Raw genomic sequence first — 23,169 nt, forward strand, 5'->3', positions numbered from 1 at the left:
GTAGCGCTTGATATCGGCGACGAGGTCTTTCGCGACAGACTTACGTACTCGGCCGGTGCCGGCGACCGGGCGCAGACCCCGCAGCACTGTGGCGGCGTTCGCTGCAGTCAGATCCGTAGGCACACCCACCGGCCAGCAACTCACGCAGCAACGCATGCAACGATTGACCGATCGAGTTCTGTTGCTGGACAGGTTCTTGCGTCGGTCGTCGAGCAGCGCGAGGCATCGATTCTGATCGCCCTCAGGTCAGTACCTCTCCCGATCTCCTGCGGCACGCTACGTGCAGCCGACCCCGGACCACGCAACCGCCCCATCAGACAAGTCGAGGTTCACCTTGACAAACGCAGCGACGACGCCGAGTGACCAGAGTCAGTCGATTGCCTCTGAAGGCAGAATATCGAGATGCAGCAGGCTCGCGAGAACTCGGCGAATCTGTGCAACCGCTTGGTCGACGCGACCGCGCGGCTGATGAAGATGGCTGAGGGTCAGCCGAACCAAGACTTCAACCGAAAGGTCCACCGCCTCGTCGCTGGCAAATTCAGACATGTATTGCTCGCGCACTACCCCACCGATCGCGCGGATCGCACGCATGAAGACAGTTTCGGGATCTGTAATCAGAACTGGGAGAAGCCCGTTGCCTTGGCCATCGCACTCGGAGAGGATCGCCTGCAGTAGGGCGTTGTTGATGCCGAATCGCAGTGCAAAGCGAACGGCCTGCACCATTCCGTCCACAGCGTCTTCTGGGTTGCCCCGAAGCCCTTCCACCACACCCGAAAGGAAAACGTCGACTTCGCGGCCAACGAGCGCCTCCGCGAGCGCCTGGCGCGAACCGAACTCCCGGTAGAGGGCCTGTCGGCTTATGCCGATCTCTTGGGCGACGTCGGACATCGTCACTGCCGACCACCCATCGGCGCATACCAATCCGCGCGCGGAATCGAGCGCCCGCTCTCGCAACAGTGTCCGAATTTCGCCGTGGAAACTCAATGCGCCGTGCGCATTTCGGTTCGCCATCGCTCTCCCTGATCCGACATCATCCAATAGCCAGCACGCCCAACGCCCCGCGCTCGCAAGCTTGGGTACACGGTCGTCGCAACACAATCGAATGAGAGGTTGCGGCGACCGCGTTGTCTTTCGAGAAGTGGTTCAGTTCAGTGGGCAGCTGGTCCGGCTGGTTGATTCAGGAGTGACGGAAATTTTGTGCTACCGACCAGCATGGAAACCACCCGCAGGGCGCGAGACTGGACCGAAACCACCTGGACGCACGAACTCGTATGGAATCTGCATTGGTCCGCGCTGGGAGCGGCTACGAGTCAGAGGTCCAGCTCGATGTCAGAGCAGGCAGTGCTCGTGCACACCGTGATGCGGTCCAATCGCAGACCGTCGACTTCCTCGCGCGTTGTGCCGTTCAGCTTGGGCGTGACGCATGCACGGCACAATCCTCGTTCACATCCGGTGGGCACGCGGATGCCGACACTGGTCGCCGCCTCCAACAGCGTTGTCGCGCCGTTGATCTCGACGGAGCGGTCGCTTCGACGGAATCGGACTGTGTATCGGTGTCCGTCGTCGGCAGGACGTTCCAGCTCAGGGGGCGTGAACGATTCGGCGTGGAACCGTTCGTCGGGTAGGCCGAGTTCGCTCATCCAGCCGCGGGCCAGGTCGATCATCGCGGGTGGTGCGCAGACGTAGGTTTCACGGTCGGCCGCGTCGCCGACACAGCGCCGAATGAGCTGACGCGAGAGCCGTTCTGGAGCAACGTGACTTCGCAGCGAAGGCACATCGGTGAACAGGTGCACCCTGACCCCGGACTTCCTGGCGAGTTCTCGTATCTCGTGCTCGAAGATGATCGACTTGTCATCTCTGTTGAAGTAGAGCAGCACCGCATCCGAGTTCGGCGCGTCCCGGACAATCCGGCGGAGCAAACTGATGATCGGCGTGATGCCCACTCCCCCTGCGATGAAGAGAGATTTGCTCGGAACAGCGTCCATCGCGAGGCCCCCAGACGTCGTAGGTGCCCCGACCAGAGTGACATACTTGCCGGTCCGCAGCTCGTCGTTGAGGCGATTCGAGACCCTGCCTCCTTCCACACGTTTGACGCAGATCTCCATTGCGTCCGAAGAGTCGCTGTCGTGGACCAGACTGTATTGGCGCACCAGCACCTCATCGCCGATCTCGACTCGAACAGACACGAAGGCGCCCGCATCCCAACGCACCGCATCCCACCCGCGCGGCATCTGCAGTCGTATCGATCGCGCCTGGCCATTCGCTACCAGTGTCGAGGACACGACCTTCGTCCGCACGTTATAGAACCCTGCCTTGTTCCGGTACGGCGATTCCGGCAGGGATCTGTAGCCGAGACCGAAAACGACTCGGCGCAGGAGCGAAACCGGATGCGCCAGCAATCGCAGCGGTCGGCCGATTTCCTGCTCACCGAGCGGAACAGACAAGCGTGCCAGCGCCTTTCCGATCATCGGCACCGTGTCCAGCAGAGCGGTCTCGTGATAAGGCATCCCATTGCGTTCTGCGATCGCACGCACCGCCGACGCGACCTCACGCTGTTTGGTCGGCGGAAGGTCCGGAAACATGTGGTGCTCGATATGGGTGTCGAGGCCGCCATAGAAGATACGGAAGTCGGGACGGTTGTCGAATGGCACCTCTTCGACCAGCACTCGCTCGAGGTAGGCATCCAGTCGAGGACTGCGAAGAAAGTTCCTCGTCGCGCGGAACTGTCGCTCGTAGTACTGGTCCGGGGTCTCGTCTGGGCCCGGATCGCTGAACATTTCCAGCTCACCCGCATGGTGTTCGATCATCACCAGAAAAAGCACTGCCGCATACCCGGCGACGCCACCGAGGTAGTTGCCGAAAAGCGCAGGTAGGAACTTCGGCCCCGCGGCCACTGGCTCCCGCACATATCTGCGCAGCGCGTCGCGCGCCGCGATCTTGACAGGATTCCGCAAAGTGTAGGCGCTGAAAAATCGTCGACCCTCGACTTGCCGCGCGATATTGGCCAGGGCGAACGGTGCCGATTGCGGTAGGACGGCGACGATTGCACTGATGATCGCGGTCTGGAAAATGTGATGGCCGAACCAATCCTGACCGTCCATGCCACGCATGATGCTGTATCCGAGATCGTGATCCTTCCCGAGGATATTGGTGTTCGGGTGGTGTCCCACATGATGCATGGTCTTCCAGTGGTCCACATCAACATTGAAGTCCCACCGGTACCGCTCCGAGTGATACTCGCCGTTGTCTGCCACCTCGTCGTAACTACCGTGAATGATGTTGTGGCCGAGCTCGGAGAACTGCATCAGCCGGTACAACATCTCCAGCACCACGGCGCGACCGACCGCACGCGGGCTGCCCTCGCGCAACAGCTCCAAGCGGCGCGCATCGATCGCCTGCCCGTACGCGGTGACATGGCGAATATGCGCCAGGTCTGCCGCACCGACCTCACTCTTGGTCTGGAGGTAGAGCTGTTGGAGCTCGTCGGCGAGACCCAGTTCGGTGCCGACGTCGTTGGCGGTTGTCATAGTTGTGAGGTTAGGTACTCTCCCCGGAGAGGTGAATGGCCCTTCCGGGCACAAATTTGGTATTTTCGGACAGTGGAAATCTCTCCGGTCTGGGCGGTGCCGCGCGGCACCGAAGGCGTGCGCATCATGGTGCAGGCAGGCGTCGCTCACGGCGTACCCGCCGCCGATTGCCTGACCGGCACGGGGCTTGCCGAACAGGACCTCGACAACGAGGACGCCGAGATCTGGGCACATCAGGAATTCGAGGTGATCCGCAACCTCATCGCCGCACTCGGCGACAGACCCGGTTTGGGCGCCGATGTCGGCGGATTCTCCACCCTCGGCCGGACTGGTGTCATCGGTTTCATGATGTTGGCGGGACCAACTTTTCTGGACGCGGTCGAGCGCGCCATTCCGTACCTCGCACTCTCGCCGACACATTTGCGATTCGCGATAGACGTCGGCGAGAATCACGCGCAACTGATAGCCTCGGGCAGCGAATTGCCAGCGGATGTCAGAACTTTCATCATCGAGCGGGATCTAGCTGGATTGGCAGCCGCGTTACGCGGTGCGCACATCGACCTGGCGCCGTTGAGTATCGACACGACGCTCGACCCCACACGCGCCGCCATGCTCGGGCAGACGTGGCGAGTCACGCCCGACCACATTCGGGCGAACCAGGCCGAGAATCAGCTCGTGATTCCGCGATCGATTCTCGATCTTCGCTTGCCGCAGGCAGATGCGAACACCGCGCGTATCTTCGAGCACCAATGTCGCCGTATCCTCGACCGCCGTCTTGCCCGAGTCGGCGTCACTGGGCAAGTCCGCAGCCGTCTCCTGCACAACCCTGACCAATGGCCTTCGATGGACACCGTCGCCGCCGAGTTGCACATCGATCCTCGAACTCTGCGCCGCGCATTGACCAAGGAGGGCGCATCCTACCGAGCGTTGGTTGACGAAGTTCGCCACCAGCGCGCCATTGACATGCTGAGGCTGGGCCAGCGGGTGGACGAGATCGCCAGACAACTCGGCTACGCCGAAACGGCGAACTTCACGCACGCATTCAAACGCTGGGAAGGCCTCGCACCCAGCCACTTCCGCAATCTGAGTGGTAGATCGCCCCGGGATTGATGCGCACTCAGTCATCTGAATCCTCGATCGGCCAATCAGAGCGACTGATCGTGAATGTATCTGCACATCGTCGCAGTACCGGGCTCCGACCCTCGAGGTCCAGGCTCCCACTCGGCCAATCCAGCTATCGGGGACCAGTTCGAAAATGGGTTCGGTAGCTCTACCCCTGACGTCCCAAAGCGGCGTGAAGGAGATCCGCCCTGCTCGTCAGCTTCCGCCGGGGTTTGCCTGCGTTGCGTCCCAGTTCTGTTTCGCGGTCGTGTATGCGACGCCAGCCTGCCAGGTCGACCACGTTCGGCTGACGTTCTCGAATGAGTGTGTCGAAGATGTCATGGTCGTGGGACCGAGACTGCAGCTCTCCGTCGGCGTGGTCGTCGAGCAGGTGGCGCACGGTGTCGCGCGCACATTTCCGATTCGTTCCGATCCCGCCGGTCGGACCGCGTTTGATCCACCCTGTGACGTACACGCCGCGGATCGGAATGCCGGTGGCCGGGTCCAGGACGCGGCCGTCCTCATGGTGGACCACGGAGCGGTCGGCGTCGAACGGCAGGCCCTGAATCGGCGTGCCCCGGTAGCCCACGGATCGGATGATCAGACCCGTCTCGAGGGTTTCCTCGGTGCCGGTGGGGACTGCGCGAATGCCGCCGTCGGGTCCCCTTTCGAGCCGGGTTCGCGCGACGCGGACGCCCTGTGCGGTGATCTCCGCCGGGGATGCGAAGTAGCGGAGGATGATTCGCTTGTTGCCCGGGGTCAGCTGCCCGCGCGCGCAGTTGGCGGCCAGGTCGGTCTTGATCCGTTTCGCCGGTGCGTTGTCGAGTTCTTCCCGGCTGATGGTGTCGATCGCGACTTCGTCGGGCAGCGTGATGATGTCGATGCCGGGGACATCGCACAGGCCGATGAGTTCCGGTGTGGTGTAAGCGGCTTGCGCGGGCCCCCGTCGTCCGAGCACGACGATCTCTTCGATGGCGCTGGACGCGAGGGCATCGAGGGCGTGGTCGGCGATGTCGGTGGTGGCGAGTTGCTCGGGTCCGAGAGCGAGCATTCTGGCGATGTCGAGGGCGACATTGCCGTTGCCGATGATGACGGCACGCTGTCCGGACAGGTCGAAGGCACGGTCGGCGTAATCCGGGTGGCCGTTGTACCAGTTGACGAACTCGGTGGCCGAGACACTGTGTGGCATATCGGCACCGGCGATACCGAGCTGTCTGTCCTGCGCGGCGCCGTAGGCGTAGATCACGGCGTCGTAGTGGCGGACGAGCTCGTCGTGGCTGATGTGCTTGCCGACCTCTACGTTCAAATAGAAGCGGAACCGGCCGTCGTCAGCGGCCCGCTCGAAGACCTTCGTGACGTCCTTTGTGTGCTGATGGTCTGGGGCCACGCCGCCGCGGACGAGACCCCATGGTGTCGGCAGCTGATCGAATACCGTCACACTGACGCCTTCGGCGGCCAGCAGCTCGGTCGCGGCGTAACTGCCTGCGGCACCGGAGCCGACGACAGCAACGCTGAGCCGCGCCGAGCGCCGCGCGGCGAGGTCGGCGACGGGCAGGCCGGAAGGCAGCGGATTGCCTTGGTAGAAGGCGGTGGCCAAGCCGAGGTAGGTCTGCCCGGCTTCACCTAGGCGGGTATCGCGGGAAATCGCTCCGACGGGGCATTCGGAGACGCAGGCGCCGCAGTCGATACAGCTCGCGGGGTCGATGTAGAGCATCTCCGCGGTGGCGAAACCGGGCTCGTCGGGCGTGGGATGGATGCAGCCGACCGGGCACACGGGCACGCACGATGCGTCGTTGCAGCACGCTTGTGTGATGACGTGGGACATGTGTTCTCTCGCTCAGGATGAAGGGAGCGGCTCGACCGTGACGGGCGTGCCGCTGAACGCCGCGTTGCCACTGATCGTGTCGAGTCGCTGGGGATCGGTGATGTCGTTGACGCTGGCGCCGGGCACCTGGCTCGCGGTGCCCATCCGGATTCCGTCGACCGTATGGCCGTACCCGTGTGGCAGGCTGACGGTTCCTTCGATGATGTCGGTGGTTTGCTGGACATCCACCCGCACCGCGCCGACCCGGGAGCGGAGCAGCGCGGGCCCGTTCGACACACCCAGCCGGGCCGCGTCCACCGGGTGCATCAGCAGGTGATGCCGGTCGGGACCGGCAACCAGACGAGCCGAGTTGTGCATCCACGAATTGTTGGTGCGCAGATGCCGTCGCCCGATCAGCGTGAGGTTGTGCCCGGCCGCGGGGGCAGCGAGGTCTTTGCGCAACTCGTCAAGTCCCGTACCGAGTTCCTCGGGAACCAGGCGCAGGACCCGGCCCGGTGTCCGCAGCCGGTGCTCGACCCCCGGCTGCAAAGGTCCGAGGTCGACCCCGGACGGCGTGCCGAGCACCTTGCGCATCGACAATCGGTAGGGGCCGATGCGAAGCAGCAAAGCGACGAGGTGGCGCGGTGGCACCCTCAGACGTCCCACTGCGGCCAGCGCCGCCGGCTGCAGGCGGCGCAGTAGCCCGCGCCACCCCAGTCCAGCGTTGTGCCGGTGATAAGCAGCGCCGAGGTCACGAAAGATTTCCCAGTCATGGCGCGCACCAACAGGTTTCGGCACCACCGCAGGGCTGTACTTCGCCGTGTTGCGGACGCCGAATGCGCGGAAAATGAGGTCGTACTGGTCCCGTTCGAGCTGCGTCGTGGGGGGCAGGATGATATCGGCATGGCGGGTGGTCTCGTTGAGGTAGAAGTCCACCGCAACCATGAAGTCCAAACCCTCGAGTGCCTTGTCGAGGGCGGTGCCGTCGGGCGTGGACAGCACCGGGTTGCCGGCCACGGTCAGCATTGCGCGGATTTGTCCGGTGCCCGGTGTGGTGATTTCTTCGGCGAGTGCCGCGACCGGAAACTCGTTGCCGAACGAGGGGAGACCGCGCACGCGAGAGTGGCGTTTACCCAGGCCGCCGCGCCCGAGCAGGCGGGTCAAGTCGACTGCGGGATCGGTGAACATTGTCCCGCCTGCGCGCCCGAGATTGCCGGTGACGATGTTGAGCGCTTGGATAGCCCAGTGGCACAGGGTGCCGTGGCGCTGCGTGGACACACCCATTCGGCCGTAACATGCCGCGGCGTCCGCATCGGCGAACGCCAGCGCCAGCCGCTCGATAGTGGCGGCGGGAACACTGCTGAACGCGCACGCCGCCTCAGGAGTGAAGGGTTCGACTGCGGATTTCAACTGGTCGACCCCCTCTACATAACTGGGTAACTGGATAGGCCGATCACGGAGGATCACATGGATCATGGCGAGCAATACCGCCGCGTCGGTGCCCGGACGGATGAAAATATGCTCGTCCGCGTAGTCCGCCGTCTCGGTGCGGCGAGGATCGACCAGGGTGACACGACCGCCGCGTTCCTGGATCTCGCGAAGCCGGCGCCCCATATCGGGCGCGGTCATCATGCTGCCATTGGACGCACGGGGGTTGGCGCCGAAGATCAGTAGGTGTCGTGTGCGGTCGAGGTCGGGCTCCGGGAGCAGAATTTGGTGCCCGTACAGCAATGTGGAGATGACGTGGTGCGGAAGCTGGTCGACCGACGTCGCGACGAAATGATTGTGGGTGCCGAGCATCTCGGTGAATGGCAAACCGTGCGTCATGGCGCCGAGACTGTGCGAGACCGGGTTGCCCAGATAGACAGCCACCGAGTCGGCACCATTGCGGGCGCGCACCATGGCCAGGCCTGCGGCCGCCGCGTCGATGGCTTCCGCCCAGCTGATCTCCACCCACTCGCCGTCGACCTTGCGCAACGGGCGGCGCAAGCGATCCGGGTCGTTGCGTAGATCGGCCAGCGCCACCGATTTCGGGCACACATGCCCGCGGGAGAGCGGATCCGCAGCATCACCTCTGATACTTCGGATCTCGTCGCCCGCCACGGTCACTTCGATGCCGCAGATCGCCTCGCAGAGGTTGCACGCACTTCGGACGGTGCGGACGCCTGCCGCCGCGGACAGCTGTTTCATGGGATTCCCGCTTCCGGTGCCAGAACAAAACGTGACATGACGTCATGTTACGTTCTAGGTCTACCATAGGAAGCATGCCGACGGCCAGCCCTCTCAGACGCCCACCCAGTCAGGCGCGAAGCCGCCAACGAGTCCGCCGCATCATCGATGCGGCGGGGACGATCGTGGAAGAACAGGGGGTTGCCGCCGCCTCGGTTCGGGCCATCGCCGAACGCGCCGGTGTCTCGCCTGCCACGCTGTATCAGTTCTTCGCCAACCGGGATGCCGTGCTGGAGCAGCTACTCGGGCAGGAACTCGAAGATCTCGATGCGCGGCTAGCCGACGCCCTGGCCGCACGGCCGGCGAGTTCGATCCGCGAGGCCGTCGACGCCCTCTTCGACGTGCATGAGCGGCACTACCTCGACCGCCCCGCCCTGGCCGCGCTCTACTACTCGGCGCGCGAGAGTGGCGCCGTGCGCGCGGAGGTACAAGCGCATCTCGCGCGCATCAGCGCTGCCGTATACGAGGCCATGGTCGCCGCGGAGCTGTTTCGGCCGGACACCGAGCGCCGCGTCATCGACGTCGCCATCGCGCTCGGTGACCGCATCTTCGAACTCGCCTACCGAGACGTCCACCACCGTGACGACGCCGTCATCGCAGAAGGCAAACTCGCGATCACGAGTTACCTTCAGACGTACGAGAATCCGTCTCAACCGAGATAGGAACACCGGCAGGCCGCCCGGTGCCGCAGGCCATTGGGGAAGTCCTGATGCAGAAGCCCGTTCGTGTTTGCGTTGGTTCCGCGCTGCCAGGGACTGGCCGGGTCGCAGAAGCAGACGGCCACGTGTGCGGATCAACAAAGGCGGCTAGGCCAACCGAGAGTCGGCCGGAGCCTCCGATGACGAGACGCCGGCCGCGTCAACGAGAGTGCTCGCGGTCGTGACAGCGAGGCCGTCGAGATCCTTGGCCTGGATCACCGACTGGGCGCTGGCGCCGTCGAAGACCAGGGTCAGCTGACGGGCGAGCAATGCAGGGTCAGATGCGCCGCCACGTTCGGCCTCGTACCGAAAGAATGCAGTCAGCTTGTCCTTCTGACGGCGAGCGACCCGACTCGCCGGATGTTCTGATGACTTCACCTGGATCGCCGCGGCGACGAACGGGCAACCGCGGAACTCATGGTCTCGCTCGAGGTACTCCAGCCGTTCGAAGACATGAAGGATCCGAGCCCGCGGCGATCGGCAGTCATCAGCCGCCGGTAGCAGGTCCAGCTCGAAGTCCGGCGCGGAGCGCTCCAAACTGGCGGCCACCAGCTCGTCCTTGCTGTCGAACAGTTTGTACATCGAACGCTTGGACACACCGGCGGCGCGGCACAGCGTGTCGACGCCGACGTGGACGCCCTCTTCGTAGAACAACTGGGCGGCGGCGTCGAGCAGCCGGTCGCGCGTCGACGCGGTCGCGACTGCGGGCGGTGTCGGCTCGGTCATAGCCACAAGATTACCTACACCCCTTCCCTTTGGAAACCGATCTGTTTACAGTTAGCGGAAACAGAACGGTTTCCAAGGGAGGTATCCGTGACCAAGATCAAGGATTCGGTCGTACTCGTCACCGGCGGTAGCCGCGGCATCGGCAAGGCGCTGGTGGAGGAGCTCTACGCACGTGGCGCGGCCAAGGTCTATGCCACTGCCCGCGATCGACGATCGATCACGCACTCGGACGCGATCCCGCTGGCCTTGGAAGTCACCGATCCCGACTCCGTGGCGGCCGCGGCGGCGCACGCACCGGACGTGACGATCGTGATCAACAACGCCGGGGCGACAACCGGGGCCTCGTTCCTGGATTCGCCGATCGCCGATATCCGCCGGGAGTTCGACATCAATTTCTTCGGAGCGCTGCACGTCAACCGCGCGTTCGCCCCGGTCCTGGAAAAGAACGGCGGCGGACACATCCTCACCATTCACTCGGTGCTGTCCTGGATCGCGATCCCTGGCGCGGATGCCTACGGCGCGTCAAAAGCCGCGCTGTGGTCGCAGACCAACGCATTGCGTTTGGCGCTCGCACCTCGTGGTATCGGCGTCACCGGACTTCATGTGGGTTACGTCGACACCGAAATGACAGCCGGGGTCGACGCACCGAAAACCGCCCCGAGCAGCGTCGCCGTACAAGCCTTGGACGGGATCGAGAACGATGCCTTCGAAGTTCTCGCGGACGAGCTCACCCAGCAGGTCAAGGCAGGTCTCGGAGCTGACCCCGCTGCGTTGTATTCCCAACTCGCTCGACAGTAGAAGTTCGCCCAAACGGTCGGCGATGCCAAAACCGGGTCGCCGTGCAAACCGACTATTCGCGCATCCCTCGACGTTCAGGAGCCACCATGACAACTCAGCCTGTAGCCCTGGTAACGGGCGCTTCTTCCGGCATCGGCAAGTCCGCCGCCATCGCGCTGGCGCAGAAAGGTTTCCGGGTGTTCGGAACCGGCCGCGTCACAGCGCATCTCGCCCCGCTCGAAGGGGTGACATTCCTGGACCTCGACGTTACCGATGACGCAGCGGCGACCGCCGCGGTCGCCACGGTCATCGCGCAGTCCGGGCGGCTCGATGTGCTGGTCAACAATGCCGGTATCGGATCAGCCGGTGCCGCCGAGGAAAACTCGGCTGCCCTGGCGCGGAATATCTTCGACATCAACGTCTTCGGCGTCATCCGCATGACGAACGCGGCTTTGCCGCATATGCGTGCGCAGGGCAGCGGCCGCATCGTCAACCTGTCCTCCATTCTCGGGATCATCCCGCAGCCGTACATGGCCGTATACGCCGCGTCCAAGCACGCGGTCGAGGGCTACTCCGAATCTCTCGACCACGAGGTCCGCGAGTACGGCGTGCGGGTTCTGCTCATCGAACCCGCCTATACCAACACCGCATTCGACGCCAACAGCGTGCGACCCGACCGCCCCCTCCACACCTACGCACTGCAGCGACGAGTGTTCGAGGAATACCTGGCCGAGTCGATCAGGGCCGGTGACGACCCCGCCGTCGTCGCCAAGGCGATCGTGGCGGCGGCCACCGATACCAAGCCCAAACCGCGCTACCCCGTGGGCCGAAGCGCCCGGGTCAGCACCATGCGCCGCCTGGTCCCCGCCGGGATTTTCGACAAGCAGCTCCGCAAGCTCAACCAACTTCCCGCCTGACACCGCCGACCTCCTGTCAGACCAGATGATCTATCAACCAGCCACTCGGAGACTCCGGCAGTCGGTCTCAGTGGCATCCAGCGAGAGGTAAGGGCATGGGCGAGAAGTCGCGCGGGGGAAAGTTCTACGCACTCAATCTGTTCGACGTGGCTGACAAGGAGAAGTACCTCGCGTATTTCAGCCGTCTGCCCGAAGCTGCCCCGCCATATGGTGGTCGAATGGTGGCGCTCAGCCGCTTCCGGGACAACGTGTCCGGTGACCTCGCACCACGGCAGGTTCTGTTCCTCGTCGAGTGGGAGTCCGAAGAGGCGTTCAAGAGCTTCCGGGACGATCCGGACTTGGCCGACCTGCATCCGCTGCGCGAGGCCTCGACGGCGTCCTATATCTGGCAGACGTTCGATGGTCCCGATATGAGCGACCCCGACCTTTCGCTCGCCGATGTACTGCGGGTGCTCGAGCCTTGATCCTGCTCAATGCAGCGTGCGGGCCGGGTAGTCATTGATAGATCACGCACCGCTCGGCCACGGTCCCAGCCGAGCGGTGCGTGTTGATGGCCGTCCCCGCGCAATCGCGGTCGGCCACCGGCCCGATGGTCTGTGGACGTGCGCGTTTGTTGTTGACCATAACGTCTAGACGATTTAGTCTAGACGTGAGTCCCACGCAACTGTCGCAACATTCACCATGAGCAAGGAGCCTTCATGAGTCACGACCGCGAGCCGGGCAAGGTCACGTTCGAGACCGACGGCAACATCGCCTTCATCACGGTCGAGAACGAGTCGAAGATGAACTCCTATACGCCAGCCATGATGCGTCAGCTCGCCCAGCACCTGACGACGTTCGACGAGGACGACTCGCTGTGGGTCGCGGTGTTCTGCTCCGCAGGGAAGCACACCACCGCGGGTTTGGACATGCCGAAGTTCTTCGGTCCTGACGCAGAGGAGTGGGAGGACCAGGCTCTGGTCGACCCCTTCGCACTGGGCAGGCGGTCGACAAAACCGATCGTCGCTGTGGTTCAAGGCATCACCTTCACCGTCGGCATCGAGATGATGCTGGCCGCCGACATCGTGGTCGCCGCCGACACCGCGCAGTTCCAGCAGCTAGAGGTCGCCCGCGGGATTGCGCCCCTCGGGGGCGCCCACTTCCGCTACGTGGCCCGTGCCGGCTGGGGAAATGCCATGTACCACCTGCTCCGAGCCGACAAATTCGACGCCCAGCGCGCCCTCGACCTCGGCTTCGTCCAGGAAGTCGTGCCGTTCGGCCAGCACATCGAGCGCGGGATCGTCCTGGCCCGCGAGATCGCCGCCAACGCCCCGCTCGGGGTGCGGGCCACCAAGGCCGCCGCACTGAGGTACCTCGACCAGGGCGAGTCCGCCGCCGTCGCCGCAATCGACGACGTCAAGGACACCGTCTTCAACAGCCACGATGCCCACGAGGGAATCCAGTCCTTCATCGAACGCCGCCAGGCCAACTTCCAGGGCAAGTAGGAATCCCGACATGACCAATCTGAGTTTCGACTACGACGGCCGCACCGTGGTCGTGACCGGCGCCGGACAAGGGATCGGCAAGGAGATCGGCGCGCTGTTCGCACGCGCCGGCGCCGACGTGATCCTCGTCGACCTCGACAAACAAGCCCTTGACCAGGCAGTCAGCGAGATCGGTGCCCGCGGTGTGGTCGCCGACGTGAGTGACACCGACGCGGTTGCGCGGGTCGTGGACGCGGCCGTGTCCGACACCGGGCGTCTCGACGTGGTCGTCAACAACGCCGGCATCCTGCGCGACAAGCTGTTGTGGAAACTGACCGACGACGACTTCGAGCGAGTACTCGCCGTCCACGCCGGAGGCACATTCCGGATGACTCGTGCGGCCGTCCCGCAATTCCGCACCCAGAACTACGGCCGGGTCATCAACGTGACGTCCTACACCGGGCTGCACGGCAACATCGGACAGTCCAATTACGCCACGGCCAAGGCCGGTATCGTCGGCTTCACGAAGACCGCCGCCAAGGAACTGGCCGGCTTCGGCGTCACGGTCAACGCTATATCCCCCAACGCCGACACTCGAATGATCGCCGGCATCCCGGAGGCCAGGAAGGCCGAGATCGCGGCGCAGATCCCTGCGGGACGATTCGCACCACCCAGTGAAATAGCTGCGGCGGTCGCCTTCCTCGCCTCCGAGGAAGCCGCCTACATCACGGGCATCGTGCTGCCCGTCGACGGCGGGATGTCGATGTGACCAGGACATTCGACTCGCTCGACGACATTCGCGCGGCGGTCGGCACCGACCTCGGCAGCAGCCGCTGGTTCGAGCTCACCCAGGACCGGATCAATGGTTTCGCAGACACCACCGAGGATCGCCAGTGGATCCACGTCGATCCCGAGCGAGCCGCCGATGGGCCGTTCGGTTCGACCGTGGCTCATGGCTTCCTCACCCTGGCACTGGTCGCCCCCATATTCGAAGAGATCGTCCGCACACCATGGGCTACCGCCGGGATCAACTACGGCCTCAACAAAGTCCGGTTCCCCTCCCCTGCGCCGGTCGGTAGCCGCGTGCGCGGACATATCCGGCTTCTGGAAGTCACCGACATTTCCGGCGGCATCCAGTTGGTCAGCCAGGTCACCATCGAGCGCGAAGGGGCAGACCGGCCGGTGTGCGTGGCCGAGTCAGTGACCAGAATCCTCGCCTGAGCCGTTCCTTCGCGCCGACTGGTACGCCCGACAACAGGACCGGACCGAGAATCGCGAGTTGCACCGCACTCCTGATGGTGGGCGCACCGTCGTCTATTCAGGCATGATGCGGAGATCGTCGACGAGCTCCCGAGACCACGGCGCCGGAACTGCGTCGGGTCCTGTCAGCCGCAGTGCGGCCGTCGTGGTCAGTAGCATCACATCGGCAAGAAAATGGTGCGCGACTTCTATTTCCTTCATGTCGACCATGGAACGGGCCAGCATATAGAACCGCCCGAAACGGTCGCGAACAGCTTCCCGTATCACCGGATCCGAACTCGCGGCGAACCCCTGCAGCAGCATATGCAGCACCGCGGGTTCGGATAGCACCGCATCCAGAGCGGTGGGCGGCAGGTCTCTACTGTGCTCATGTTCGTCGCGGGCGTGGTAATCGGTGCTGTGCAGAAGGCTGCCTTCGAGCCGATCCCATGCGTAGTACAGGACGGCGAGAAAGAGATCCCGCTTTCTTCCGAATAGTCGAATTACGTACGGTTGGCTGATTCCCACCTTTTCCGCGATCTCGTACGTACCGGTAGCGACATATCCCTTTTCCGCGAAAATAGGCAGCGCGACGGAGAGCGCCTGCTCTCTTCGCTTATGCGCGCTCATTCGACTGTTGCGAGGATTCATCAACCGGCCAGTGCCCTCGTATCGAGGTTGACGCCCGCAGAGACCGCAGCGACGAGGAATCCGGCGCCCGCTGGGAACGTCCGATCGAGGCACGACCACCACGCGCCGTCGAACGAGACATTGGTGCGCAGGGTCACCTCCACACGCCCGTCGGCGAGCGATAGCACCCGGCGACAGGCCCGTCAGCGGCACCGACAACGGGTCCGCTGGCGCTTGGAACGTCATGATCTCCCTTGTCGTCGACCACCGAAACCATGGTTTCAGTCGTTGGCTTTCTTCCGTTTGAATGCGGTCACCGCCGAGACCACCAGCGTCGAGGGGTTGGCGTGGTTGGGGTAGCGGGACTGCATGTGGGTGATGAGTTCACGGGCGCTCTGCAAGCCGTCGACCTTGGTGACGAATTCCTGCAGGTAGTCACGTGTTTCAGCGATGCAATCGGCCGGGTCGCCGAGTTCGGGACGCTTGTGTCCGGCCACCACGGTGGTGGGGTTGAGCGAGGCGAGGCGGTCGACACCGGCGATCCAGTTCGGCCAGTCGCTGCGTTCGGTCATCGCCAGCATGGGGTTGACCCCGTTGTAGACCACGTCTCCGGCGACCACCGCTTGCAGGGTCGGGATATGGAGGATGGCGGTCGGCGCGGTATCGGCCTGTTCGATCTCGATGGCCACCAATTCCACGCCATCGATAGTCAGGACGAGGTTGTCGAGCGCCTCGGGCACTGCGGCGTTGTCGAGGGCCAGCCCGCCGAGGAATTCGCGCACGTATGCCCGGTCGCTCTCGAGGTTGGCCGCGATTTCCTTGGCCACGGCCGGTACCGCCACCGCGCGGGCGTCCGGGAAGCGGTTCAACAGCCGCTCCAGACCGAAGTAGTGGTCGAAGTGCCCGTGGGTGATGAAGATCGTGGTCAGCCGCTTACCGGAGTCCTCGATCTGCTCGATCACCTCGTCGACATCGGCGGCGCGGAATTGTGTGTCGACAAGGATCGCTTCTGTGGGACCGGTGATCAGGGTCGAGGTGGTGGGTGAGAACTGTCCGCCACCCGGCAGGTCGAAGACGTCGCAGGTGTAGACGTCGAGTGCGAGATCGCTCATGGGAATTCGTGCTTTCTGTGGGTTCCGTGCTTCGAGATTCGTGCTGACGCAGGTCAGCTCAGACGTTCCAAAACCATGGCCATGCCCTGCCCGCCACCGACGCACATGGTTTCCACACCGAACTGCTTGTCGGAGGTCTGCAGGTTGTTGAGCAGGGTCGTGGTGATGCGGGCGCCGGTCATGCCGAACGGGTGGCCCAGGGCGATCGCGCCGCCGGAGATGTTGAGTTTGTCTTCGTCGATGCCGATTTCACGTGCGGAGCCGAGAACCTGGACCGCGAATGCCTCATTGATCTCGAACAGATCGATGTCGGACACCGACATGCCCGCCAGCGCCAGCGCGCGTGCGGTGGCCTCGATCGGACCAAGGCCCATGATCTCCGGCGACAGTGCCGAGACCCCGGTCGACACAATGCGCGCCAGCGGGGTGGGGCCGAGTTCCGCGGCTCGAGTGTCGGACATGATCACCAATGCGGCGGCACCGTCGTTGAGGGGGCAGGCATTTCCGGCGGTAATAGTGCCGTCGGGACGGAACAGCGTCCGCAACCCGGCGACAGCCTCGTAGGTGGTACCAGGTCGCGGCCCGTCGTCGGCGGTGACGACCGTGCCGTCAGGCAAGGTGATCGGCGTGATTTCCCGGGCGAAGAAGCCGGACTCGACCGCCGCGACCGCGCGATTCTGGCTACGCACCGCCCAACGGTCCTGCTCCTCCCGGGTTACGCCGGTGGCCTGGGCGACGTTTTCAGCGGTCTGGCCCATAGCGATGTAGACGTCAGGGAGTAACCTCTCCTTGCGTGGATCCACCCATTCCGGTGCGTCCGCACCGGCCCGTGCTGCGGTGCGTTCGGCAGCAGCGGCGAACCGGTCGTTCATGGTGTCCGGGCTGGAGTCCGCGGCACCGTTGCCGAATCGGCTGACCGTTTCGACACCACCGGACAGGAAGGCGTGTCCTTCTCCGGCTTTGATCGCGTGAAATGCCATTCGGGTCGTCTGCAACGACGACGAACAGTAGCGGTTGACGGTCGTGCCGGGCACGGTGTCGAGTCCGGACATCACAGCGACGACCCGGGCCATGTTGTATCCACCCTCACCCGCAGGCGAGGCAGTGCCCAGGATCAGGTCATCGATATCGGCGGGATCGAGCGCCGGCACCTTCGACAGTGCCGAACGCACAATCTGGGTGGCCAGCTCATCAGGCCGCATCTGAGTCATCGACCCTTTGCCCGCGCGCCCGATCGGGGAACGGGCGGCGGCGACGATAACGGCTTCAGGCATGGTTGTTCCTTCGATCGAACGTGGTGGCGGGCGCATCGACAATCAAGCGGCTCATACGAGTTCACCTGCACTGATGGCCTCGGCGAGGGCATGGACACGGCTGAGGTGATGGGCGCCGTAGAAGTCGGCCTCGATCAGGCGCTGCCGGTCGGCGGCGGACAACTCGGTGTGGGCGAGCACGGCGGTGACCATGCGGCCGTGCATCCACGCTCCGGCAAGCAGGCTGAGCAAGGTCAGGTAACTCACTGATCCGGCATAGGCGTCGCGCGGGTTCGCCGCGGCCAGGGACAACAGTGCTTGCGTGGTTTCACGTGCCGTGCGCAGGGCGCGTTCGAGCCGTTCGGCGGTGCGCGCGGCCACCGGATGGCCGCCGGATCGAAGCGGAGCAAGGCTGGAGTCGATCAGCTCGAAGAACCGTCGTGCTGTCGCACCATCATCGCGAACCAGCTTGCGGCCGATCAGATCGTTGGCCTGAATTGCGGTGGTGCCCTCATAGATCGGCGTGATTCGCGCATCGCGATAGTGCTGCGCCGCACCGGCTTCCTCGATGAAACCCATGCCCCCATAGATCTGGACGCCATCGGAGGCGATGCGCACCGCCTCCTCGGTGAACCAGCCCTTGAGAACCGGAACACAGAAGTCGGCCAGCTGTCCGGCCTCGGGCGAGTCGGAACGCTGTGTGCGGTCGAGCCACTCCGCCACCTGCATCGAGAAGCCGCGCATCGCCGAGATCGAACTCGACATCGACAGCAGCAGACGGGCAACGTCGGGGTGGCCGGCGATGGGGGTGCCGGCCGGGCGTCCGACCACCATGCCTTGCACCCGCTGCTGGGCGTAGTCGCGGGCCTCCTGGTAGGCGAGGTCGGCCAGACCGAGGCCCTGCAGCCCGATACCGATCCGCGCGTTGTTCATCATGATGAACATCGCCGCCAGGCCGCGGTGCAGATCCCCGACGAGGTAGCCGGTCGCGTCCGCGTAATCCAGCACGCAGGTCGGACTGACATGCAGCCCCAGCTTGTGCTCCAAGGCGACAGTGGTTACGCGATTGCGCTCAGCGATCCCTCCTTCGCTGTCGACCAGGAACTTCGGCACTACGAACAGCGAAAGGCCGCCCAGCCCCGGAGGGGCGTCCGGGGTACGCGCGAGCACGAGATGCACGATGTTGTCTGTCAGATCGTGATCACCCCAGGTGATAAAGATCTTCTGCCCGGTTACTGCCCACGTGCCGTCCCAGTTGGGGCGGGCGTTGGTCCGGATTGCGGACAGATCGGTGCCGGCCTCGGACTCGGTCAGGTTCATCGTGCCCGTCCACTCGCCGGAAGCGATCTTCGACAGATACACGTCCTTCAGCTCGGGGCTGGCGACCGCGTTCAAGGCGGCTGCCGCACCGGTGGACAACAGCCAGCACAACGAGAACGCGGGATTGGCGGCGAACCACAGCTCCATGACCGCCTGCCGGAGCAGGAAAGGCGCGCCCTCACCTCCGATCTCGGACTCGAGGCCGAACCCGATCCAGCCGGCCCCGGCCAAGGACCGGTAGGCATCCTGGTAGCCGGCCGGGGTTCGCACGACACCGTCGGACAGCACGCTGCCGACACGATCGCCGACGACATTGAGCGGATGCAGCTTGTCGATCGCGAATTCCGCTGCGGCGGTCAGGACTTCGTGAGCGTCACTCGCTTTGAGTTCGCCATCGGTCACGACCTCGAGAATGTCCGAGCCGAGGACTTCGCTGTAGAGGAAGTCATAGTCGGCGATGGGGGCTTTGTACATGGGGCGTGGTCCTTCTAGAACTTGATACCGATGGTTGTGGTGAGACCGCCGTCGAGCGGGATGACCGCTCCAGCAATGAAATTCGAGGCGCGCGAGCTGAGGAATACGGCCGTCGCCGCGATATCGGCCGGTTCACCGATTCGACCGACCGGGGAGGCGGCTTTCAGTTGATCGCCGGCCTCCGCCAGCAGCGCTGCCGTCATCTTCGACGGGAACGGTCCCGGGGCGATGGCATTGACCAGAATGGTGGGTGCCAGTTCCGCGGCCAGGTGGCGGGTGAGGTGGTGAATGGCGGCTTTGGACGCCGAGTAGGAGAAGTTGGGGACGCCAGGCACCGCCAGCCCGTCGATGGAGCCGATATTGATCACCCGGGCCGGGTCCTGCTCGGTGGAGGCCTTCTCGAGGAGTGGGCGCGCCACGCGGGTCATCGTGAACGGCGCTTTGACATTGGCGCCGAGCACCCTGTCCCACGCGGCGTCGGGAAACTCGTCGAGCGGCGCGCCCCAGGTGGCACCGGCATTGTTGACCAGCACGTGCAGCTTCGGTTCGCGGGCCGCGATCGCGTCGATCAACGCTTGACACTGGTCCTCGCTGGTGACGTCGCACGGGATGGCCTGCACCTCACCGAATTCCGAGAGCGCGGTTGCCGCCTCGGCGCAGGCGGCTTCCTTCCGCGAGGTGATGTACACGCGGGCACCTGCCCTCAGGTATCCCTCGGCGATCATGTAGCCGATGCCGCGGGTACCGCCGGTGACCAGGACCGTCTTGCCTGACACGGAGAACAGTTCGGGGAACATGGGGGCCTTTCCTGAGTGCAGAGTCGGTGGCGACAACGGTTCACTGAACAGTAGAGAGCGATCGCTATCATGGTCAAGCATTCGTAACCTTAATGCAACTTGTTGCATAATGTCGACCCCGAGGTCGATCATCGTTGTGACCCGCACACCGAAACTGGGAGAGAAACGACCATGACCCGAGTAACCGATCGATCGACGGCAGGACCGACCGAGGACGAGTTGCGCACAGCAGGACTGCGATTCGCCCACAACGGGCCGATCGCCGAGATCACGCTGTGCAAACCGGAACGGCGTAACACGCAGACTCCGGCGATGTGGCGGGCGCTCGCTTCGTTGGGACGGGCGATGCCGGCCGATGTGCGCGTTCTGGTCGTGCGCGCCGAAGGGCTCAGTTTCTCCGCCGGCCTGGATCGCTCCATGCTGGACGTCACCGCAGGCACCGAAACCCTGGCCGGCCTGCTAGAGGGTCCCGACGCTGCGATCGCTCAGGCGATACACGAGTACCAGGAAGGCTTCCTGTTTCTCCGCGATCCGAATTTCATCTCGATCGCCGCTGTTCAGGGGCATGCCGTCGGCGCCGGGTTCCAACTCGCCCTCGCCTGCGATCTCAGGATCGTGGCCGAGGACGCCGTCTTCCGCATGAAGGAACCCGCCCTCGGCCTGGTGCCCGACCTGACCGGCCTGACGCCCCTGGTCCGACAGGTCGGGTACGGGCGCGCACTCGAAATCTGCGCTCGAGCACGTGCGCTCGACGCCGTCGAAGCGGCAGCCCTGGGATTGGCCCACTCCGTGGTGCCCTCCGGAGATCTCGAACGCGAGGTCGAGGATTGTGCGCATGCCCTCCTGCAGCCGGATGCCGGAGCCGCTCGCGAACTCAAGGCGCTGCTGCAATCGGCCGAAATCTCCGACCTCGAACAGCAACGACAGCGTGAGGGCGCGGCCCAAACGCGCCTGCTGCGCGCCCTTTCCGCTACCACGGACGACCCCGGCCGACGACCGTTCTGAAGCCGTTGCGCGCAACCTCCACAGCAGTCGAATCCACACCGGCTCGATGACGGTCAGATCCGTGCAGCCAGCTCCGCACCCTCGCGAATCGCGCGTTTGGCGTCGAGCTCGCCCGCGACAGCTGCCCCGCCGATGAGATGGGTCGGTATCCCACGGCTCAGCAGCTCGTCGTGGATACCGCGCTCGGACAGCTGGCCCGCGCACACGACCACCGTGTCCACGGCCAATGTTTCGGCGCGGCCGTTCACGGTGATATGCAGACCCGCATCGTCGATGGACTCGTAGGTCACCCCGGTCATCATTCTGACCCCGCGTGACCCGACGTGCGCCCGATGGATCCAGCCTGTGGTCAACCCTAGGCTCGCACCCATCTTGTCCTGCTTGCGCTGCAGCAGGTAGACCTCGCGTGCGGACCCGGCCGCGACCGGTGCCCGAACTCCACCCGGCACGTCCGGATCGACATCCACTCCCCAGTGCCGGAAGAACTCCTCGAGGCGGTCGGCCTCGGGGGTCTCCACACCCGTAACGAACGTGGCGACATCGAATCCGATGCCACCGGCGCCGATGATGGCGACCCGCGCACCGATCGGTGCCACACCCCGGAGCACATCGACATAGCTGACCACCGACGGATGCGAGGCACCGGCGATCGATATCTCGCGCGGCTTCACTCCGGTCGCGATGACGATTTCGTCGAAATCCTCCGCGATCAGCATTTCGGCGCAGGCCTGCGTCTCCAGCCGGACCGAGACGCCTGCCTCCGCCAGCTCGCCCTCGTAGTACCTGATCGTCTCGCGATACTCCGACTTGCCCGGAACCCGCCAGGCCAGATCGAACTGTCCACCGAGGGTCGGCCGGCTTTCGAACAAGGTCACCTGGTGACCACGCCGCCCAGCGAAGGCACTGAACGCCATTCCCGCCATACCAGCGCCCACCACGCCGATGCGTTTGCGCGCTGGTGGCGGTGTGACCATGAGGGTGAGCTCATGGCCCGCGCGCGGATTCACCAGGCAGGTCGTGGTCTTCTCGGCCAGCGTGTGGTCGATGCAGGCTTGATTACACGCGATACAGCCATTGATCCGGTGCGCTCGCCCGGTGCGTGCCTTGTTCACGAACTCCGGATCAGCCAGCAGCGGACGCGCCATCGATATCAGGTCGGCGGCACCGCTGTCGAGAATCTGCTCGGCAAGTTCCGGGGTGTTGATCCGATTGCTCGCTACGACCGGAATACTCACGGCCGCACGGATTTTCGCGGAGTAGTCCCGGAACGCTCCCGGCGGAACCGGCGAGGCGATGGTCGGGACACTCGATTCATGCCAACCGATCCCCGTGCTCAGCATCGACACTCCGGCCCGCTCGAGTTCACGGGCCAATTCGATCGTCTCGGCGAAGGTGGAGCCGTCCGGAACCAGATCGGTGAGGGAGATCCGGAATGAAATCAAGAGGTCTTCGCCAACGGCTCGGCGGGTGCTGCGAACGATCTCGAGCGCGAAGCGGGCCCTGTTCTCGAAGTCTCCACCCCATTCGTCGGTCCTGAGGTTGGTACGTGGCGCGAGAAACTCATTGATGAGGTACCCCTCGGATCCCATGATCTCGACGCCGTCGTAGCCGGCGGACCGTGCGAGCACTGCCGCGGACACGAAATCCTCTATCGTACTGACGATTTCGGCCGGATCCAGTTCGCGCGGCACGAAGCGGTTGATGGGAGCTCGTACCGCGCTCGGTGCCACCAGGTCGGGATGCTTGGCATAGCGGCCGAAATGCAGAATCTGTAACGCGATGCGCCCGCCGTCGGCGTGAACCGCATCGGTCACCAGCCGATGCTGCCGCACATCTTCGGCCGAGGACATGGTCGCGCCCAGCTCGAACGGCCTGCCAGCGTGATTCGGGGCGACACCGCCGGTAACGATGAGGCCGACGCCACCCCGTGCACGTTCGGCGTAGAACGCAGCCATCGCCTCGAATCCGCCTTCGGCCTCCTCCAGACCCAGGTGCATGGAGCCCATGACCACCCGATTCGGCAAGGTCAGCGGGCCGACGTCGAGCGGTTCGAACAGTTTGGGGAATGGCGTCATCGATCTTGTCCTTCAGTGGGGT

General features: G+C 64.4%; 20 protein-coding genes. 9 read left to right on the top strand and 11 right to left on the bottom strand.

Annotated elements, in window-relative coordinates; genetic code table 11:
- Nucleotides 1-369 precede the first annotated feature (369 nt).
- Together IEY60_RS34590 and IEY60_RS34595 are read right to left on the bottom strand one after the other, a co-directional pair.
- Nucleotides 370-1,011, bottom strand: coding sequence for a TetR/AcrR family transcriptional regulator (locus IEY60_RS34590; protein WP_189034770.1), 642 nt, complete (start codon nt 1,009-1,011; stop codon nt 370-372).
- 299 nt (nt 1,012-1,310) lie between these two features.
- Nucleotides 1,311-3,527: a fatty acid desaturase gene (locus tag IEY60_RS34595; RefSeq protein ID WP_189034771.1), complete on the bottom strand. Its 2,217-nt coding sequence runs from the start codon at nt 3,525-3,527 to the stop codon at nt 1,311-1,313.
- Nucleotides 3,528-3,599: 72 nt separating this feature from the next.
- Here IEY60_RS34595 and IEY60_RS34600 point away from each other — a divergent pair, with 72 nt between their 5' ends.
- Nucleotides 3,600-4,637, top strand: a complete 1,038-nt coding sequence (locus IEY60_RS34600; protein WP_229740388.1) for a helix-turn-helix transcriptional regulator — start codon at nt 3,600-3,602, stop codon at nt 4,635-4,637.
- A gap of 160 nt (nt 4,638-4,797) precedes the next feature.
- Here the strand turns inward: IEY60_RS34600 and IEY60_RS34605 are convergent, their stop codons facing one another.
- Both IEY60_RS34605 and IEY60_RS34610 read right to left on the bottom strand, forming a co-directional pair.
- Nucleotides 4,798-6,453, bottom strand: a complete 1,656-nt coding sequence (locus tag IEY60_RS34605) for an FAD-dependent oxidoreductase (protein WP_189034772.1) — start codon at nt 6,451-6,453, stop codon at nt 4,798-4,800.
- A 12-nt stretch (nt 6,454-6,465) separates the two neighbouring features.
- Nucleotides 6,466-8,622, bottom strand: coding sequence for a molybdopterin-dependent oxidoreductase (locus IEY60_RS34610; RefSeq protein ID WP_189034773.1), 2,157 nt, complete (start codon nt 8,620-8,622; stop codon nt 6,466-6,468).
- A gap of 74 nt (nt 8,623-8,696) precedes the next feature.
- On the opposite strand from IEY60_RS34610, the gene IEY60_RS34615 reads away from it, so the two are divergent.
- Nucleotides 8,697-9,323 (top strand): TetR/AcrR family transcriptional regulator, encoded by a 627-nt coding sequence (locus IEY60_RS34615; RefSeq protein WP_189034774.1) that lies wholly within the window; start codon nt 8,697-8,699, stop codon nt 9,321-9,323.
- A gap of 144 nt (nt 9,324-9,467) precedes the next feature.
- Here the strand turns inward: IEY60_RS34615 and IEY60_RS34620 are convergent, their stop codons facing one another.
- On the bottom strand, nt 9,468-10,085 hold the full coding sequence (locus IEY60_RS34620) for a TetR/AcrR family transcriptional regulator (RefSeq protein ID WP_189034775.1): 618 nt from the start codon (nt 10,083-10,085) through the stop codon (nt 9,468-9,470).
- Between the two features lie 87 nt (nt 10,086-10,172).
- Between IEY60_RS34620 and IEY60_RS34625 the strand changes: the two genes are divergently transcribed.
- The 6 genes from IEY60_RS34625 to IEY60_RS34650 all read left to right on the top strand — a co-directional run bounded on the left by IEY60_RS34625 (nt 10,173) and on the right by IEY60_RS34650 (nt 14,463).
- Nucleotides 10,173-10,883 carry an SDR family oxidoreductase gene (locus tag IEY60_RS34625; RefSeq protein ID WP_189034776.1) on the top strand — a complete coding sequence of 237 codons (711 nt, stop codon included), beginning with the start codon at nt 10,173-10,175 and terminating at the stop codon, nt 10,881-10,883.
- An 86-nt stretch (nt 10,884-10,969) separates the two neighbouring features.
- Nucleotides 10,970-11,779, top strand: coding sequence for an oxidoreductase (locus IEY60_RS34630; RefSeq protein ID WP_189034777.1), 810 nt, complete (start codon nt 10,970-10,972; stop codon nt 11,777-11,779).
- Between the two features lie 95 nt (nt 11,780-11,874).
- Complete coding sequence (locus IEY60_RS34635) at nt 11,875-12,243, top strand: DUF1330 domain-containing protein (RefSeq protein ID WP_189034778.1); 369 nt, start codon at nt 11,875-11,877, stop codon at nt 12,241-12,243.
- 234 nt (nt 12,244-12,477) lie between these two features.
- Nucleotides 12,478-13,263, top strand: coding sequence for a crotonase/enoyl-CoA hydratase family protein (locus IEY60_RS34640; protein ID WP_189034779.1), 786 nt, complete (start codon nt 12,478-12,480; stop codon nt 13,261-13,263).
- Between the two features lie 10 nt (nt 13,264-13,273).
- The gene (locus IEY60_RS34645) at nt 13,274-14,011 is read left to right on the top strand and encodes an SDR family oxidoreductase (protein ID WP_189034780.1); all 738 of its coding nucleotides are present in this window, start codon (nt 13,274-13,276) and stop codon (nt 14,009-14,011) included.
- Nucleotides 14,008-14,463, top strand: coding sequence for a MaoC family dehydratase (locus IEY60_RS34650; protein WP_189034781.1), 456 nt, complete (start codon nt 14,008-14,010; stop codon nt 14,461-14,463). Before IEY60_RS34645 ends, IEY60_RS34650 begins: the two co-directional genes overlap by 4 nt.
- Before the next feature lie 93 nt (nt 14,464-14,556).
- Here IEY60_RS34650 and IEY60_RS34655 read toward each other — a convergent pair whose 3' ends face one another.
- The 5 genes from IEY60_RS34655 to IEY60_RS34675 form a co-directional block, all read right to left on the bottom strand.
- On the bottom strand, nt 14,557-15,111 hold the full coding sequence (locus IEY60_RS34655) for a TetR/AcrR family transcriptional regulator (protein WP_189034782.1): 555 nt from the start codon (nt 15,109-15,111) through the stop codon (nt 14,557-14,559).
- Between the two features lie 281 nt (nt 15,112-15,392).
- Nucleotides 15,393-16,223, bottom strand: a complete 831-nt coding sequence (locus tag IEY60_RS34660) for an MBL fold metallo-hydrolase (protein ID WP_189034783.1) — start codon at nt 16,221-16,223, stop codon at nt 15,393-15,395.
- 53 nt (nt 16,224-16,276) lie between these two features.
- The gene (locus tag IEY60_RS34665) at nt 16,277-17,497 is read right to left on the bottom strand and encodes an acetyl-CoA C-acetyltransferase (RefSeq protein WP_189034784.1); all 1,221 of its coding nucleotides are present in this window, start codon (nt 17,495-17,497) and stop codon (nt 16,277-16,279) included.
- Between the two features lie 51 nt (nt 17,498-17,548).
- Nucleotides 17,549-19,198, bottom strand: a complete 1,650-nt coding sequence (locus tag IEY60_RS34670; protein WP_229740389.1) for an acyl-CoA dehydrogenase family protein — start codon at nt 19,196-19,198, stop codon at nt 17,549-17,551.
- Nucleotides 19,199-19,284: 86 nt separating this feature from the next.
- On the bottom strand, nt 19,285-20,067 hold the full coding sequence (locus IEY60_RS34675) for an SDR family oxidoreductase (RefSeq protein WP_189034810.1): 783 nt from the start codon (nt 20,065-20,067) through the stop codon (nt 19,285-19,287).
- A 99-nt stretch (nt 20,068-20,166) separates the two neighbouring features.
- Between IEY60_RS34675 and IEY60_RS34680 the strand changes: the two genes are divergently transcribed.
- The gene (locus tag IEY60_RS34680) at nt 20,167-21,072 is read left to right on the top strand and encodes an enoyl-CoA hydratase/isomerase family protein (RefSeq protein WP_229740390.1); all 906 of its coding nucleotides are present in this window, start codon (nt 20,167-20,169) and stop codon (nt 21,070-21,072) included.
- Nucleotides 21,073-21,125: 53 nt separating this feature from the next.
- Here the strand turns inward: IEY60_RS34680 and IEY60_RS34685 are convergent, their stop codons facing one another.
- The gene (locus IEY60_RS34685; RefSeq protein ID WP_189034786.1) at nt 21,126-23,147 is read right to left on the bottom strand and encodes an NADPH-dependent 2,4-dienoyl-CoA reductase; all 2,022 of its coding nucleotides are present in this window, start codon (nt 23,145-23,147) and stop codon (nt 21,126-21,128) included.
- Nucleotides 23,148-23,169: the final 22 nt, after the last annotated feature.

This window comes from Nocardia rhizosphaerihabitans (genome assembly GCF_014646295.1).
Lineage (GTDB): Bacteria > Actinomycetota > Actinomycetes > Mycobacteriales > Mycobacteriaceae > Nocardia > Nocardia rhizosphaerihabitans.

Coding starts and splice junctions, on each gene's coding strand:
- IEY60_RS34620 (WP_189034775.1), bottom strand. CDS start 10,085: ATGACCGAGCCGACACCGCCCGCAGTCGCGACCGCGTCGACGCGCGAC.
- IEY60_RS34645 (WP_189034780.1), top strand. CDS start 13,274: ATGACCAATCTGAGTTTCGACTACGACGGCCGCACCGTGGTCGTGACC.
- IEY60_RS34660 (WP_189034783.1), bottom strand. CDS start 16,223: ATGAGCGATCTCGCACTCGACGTCTACACCTGCGACGTCTTCGACCTG.
- IEY60_RS34665 (WP_189034784.1), bottom strand. CDS start 17,497: ATGCCTGAAGCCGTTATCGTCGCCGCCGCCCGTTCCCCGATCGGGCGC.
- IEY60_RS34685 (WP_189034786.1), bottom strand. CDS start 23,147: ATGACGCCATTCCCCAAACTGTTCGAACCGCTCGACGTCGGCCCGCTG.
- IEY60_RS34595 (WP_189034771.1), bottom strand. CDS start 3,527: ATGACAACCGCCAACGACGTCGGCACCGAACTGGGTCTCGCCGACGAG.
- IEY60_RS34630 (WP_189034777.1), top strand. CDS start 10,970: ATGACAACTCAGCCTGTAGCCCTGGTAACGGGCGCTTCTTCCGGCATC.
- IEY60_RS34615 (WP_189034774.1), top strand. CDS start 8,697: ATGCCGACGGCCAGCCCTCTCAGACGCCCACCCAGTCAGGCGCGAAGC.
- IEY60_RS34590 (WP_189034770.1), bottom strand. CDS start 1,011: ATGGCGAACCGAAATGCGCACGGCGCATTGAGTTTCCACGGCGAAATT.
- IEY60_RS34675 (WP_189034810.1), bottom strand. CDS start 20,067: ATGTTCCCCGAACTGTTCTCCGTGTCAGGCAAGACGGTCCTGGTCACC.
- IEY60_RS34610 (WP_189034773.1), bottom strand. CDS start 8,622: ATGAAACAGCTGTCCGCGGCGGCAGGCGTCCGCACCGTCCGAAGTGCG.
- IEY60_RS34605 (WP_189034772.1), bottom strand. CDS start 6,453: ATGTCCCACGTCATCACACAAGCGTGCTGCAACGACGCATCGTGCGTG.
- IEY60_RS34655 (WP_189034782.1), bottom strand. CDS start 15,111: ATGAGCGCGCATAAGCGAAGAGAGCAGGCGCTCTCCGTCGCGCTGCCT.
- IEY60_RS34640 (WP_189034779.1), top strand. CDS start 12,478: ATGAGTCACGACCGCGAGCCGGGCAAGGTCACGTTCGAGACCGACGGC.
- IEY60_RS34635 (WP_189034778.1), top strand. CDS start 11,875: ATGGGCGAGAAGTCGCGCGGGGGAAAGTTCTACGCACTCAATCTGTTC.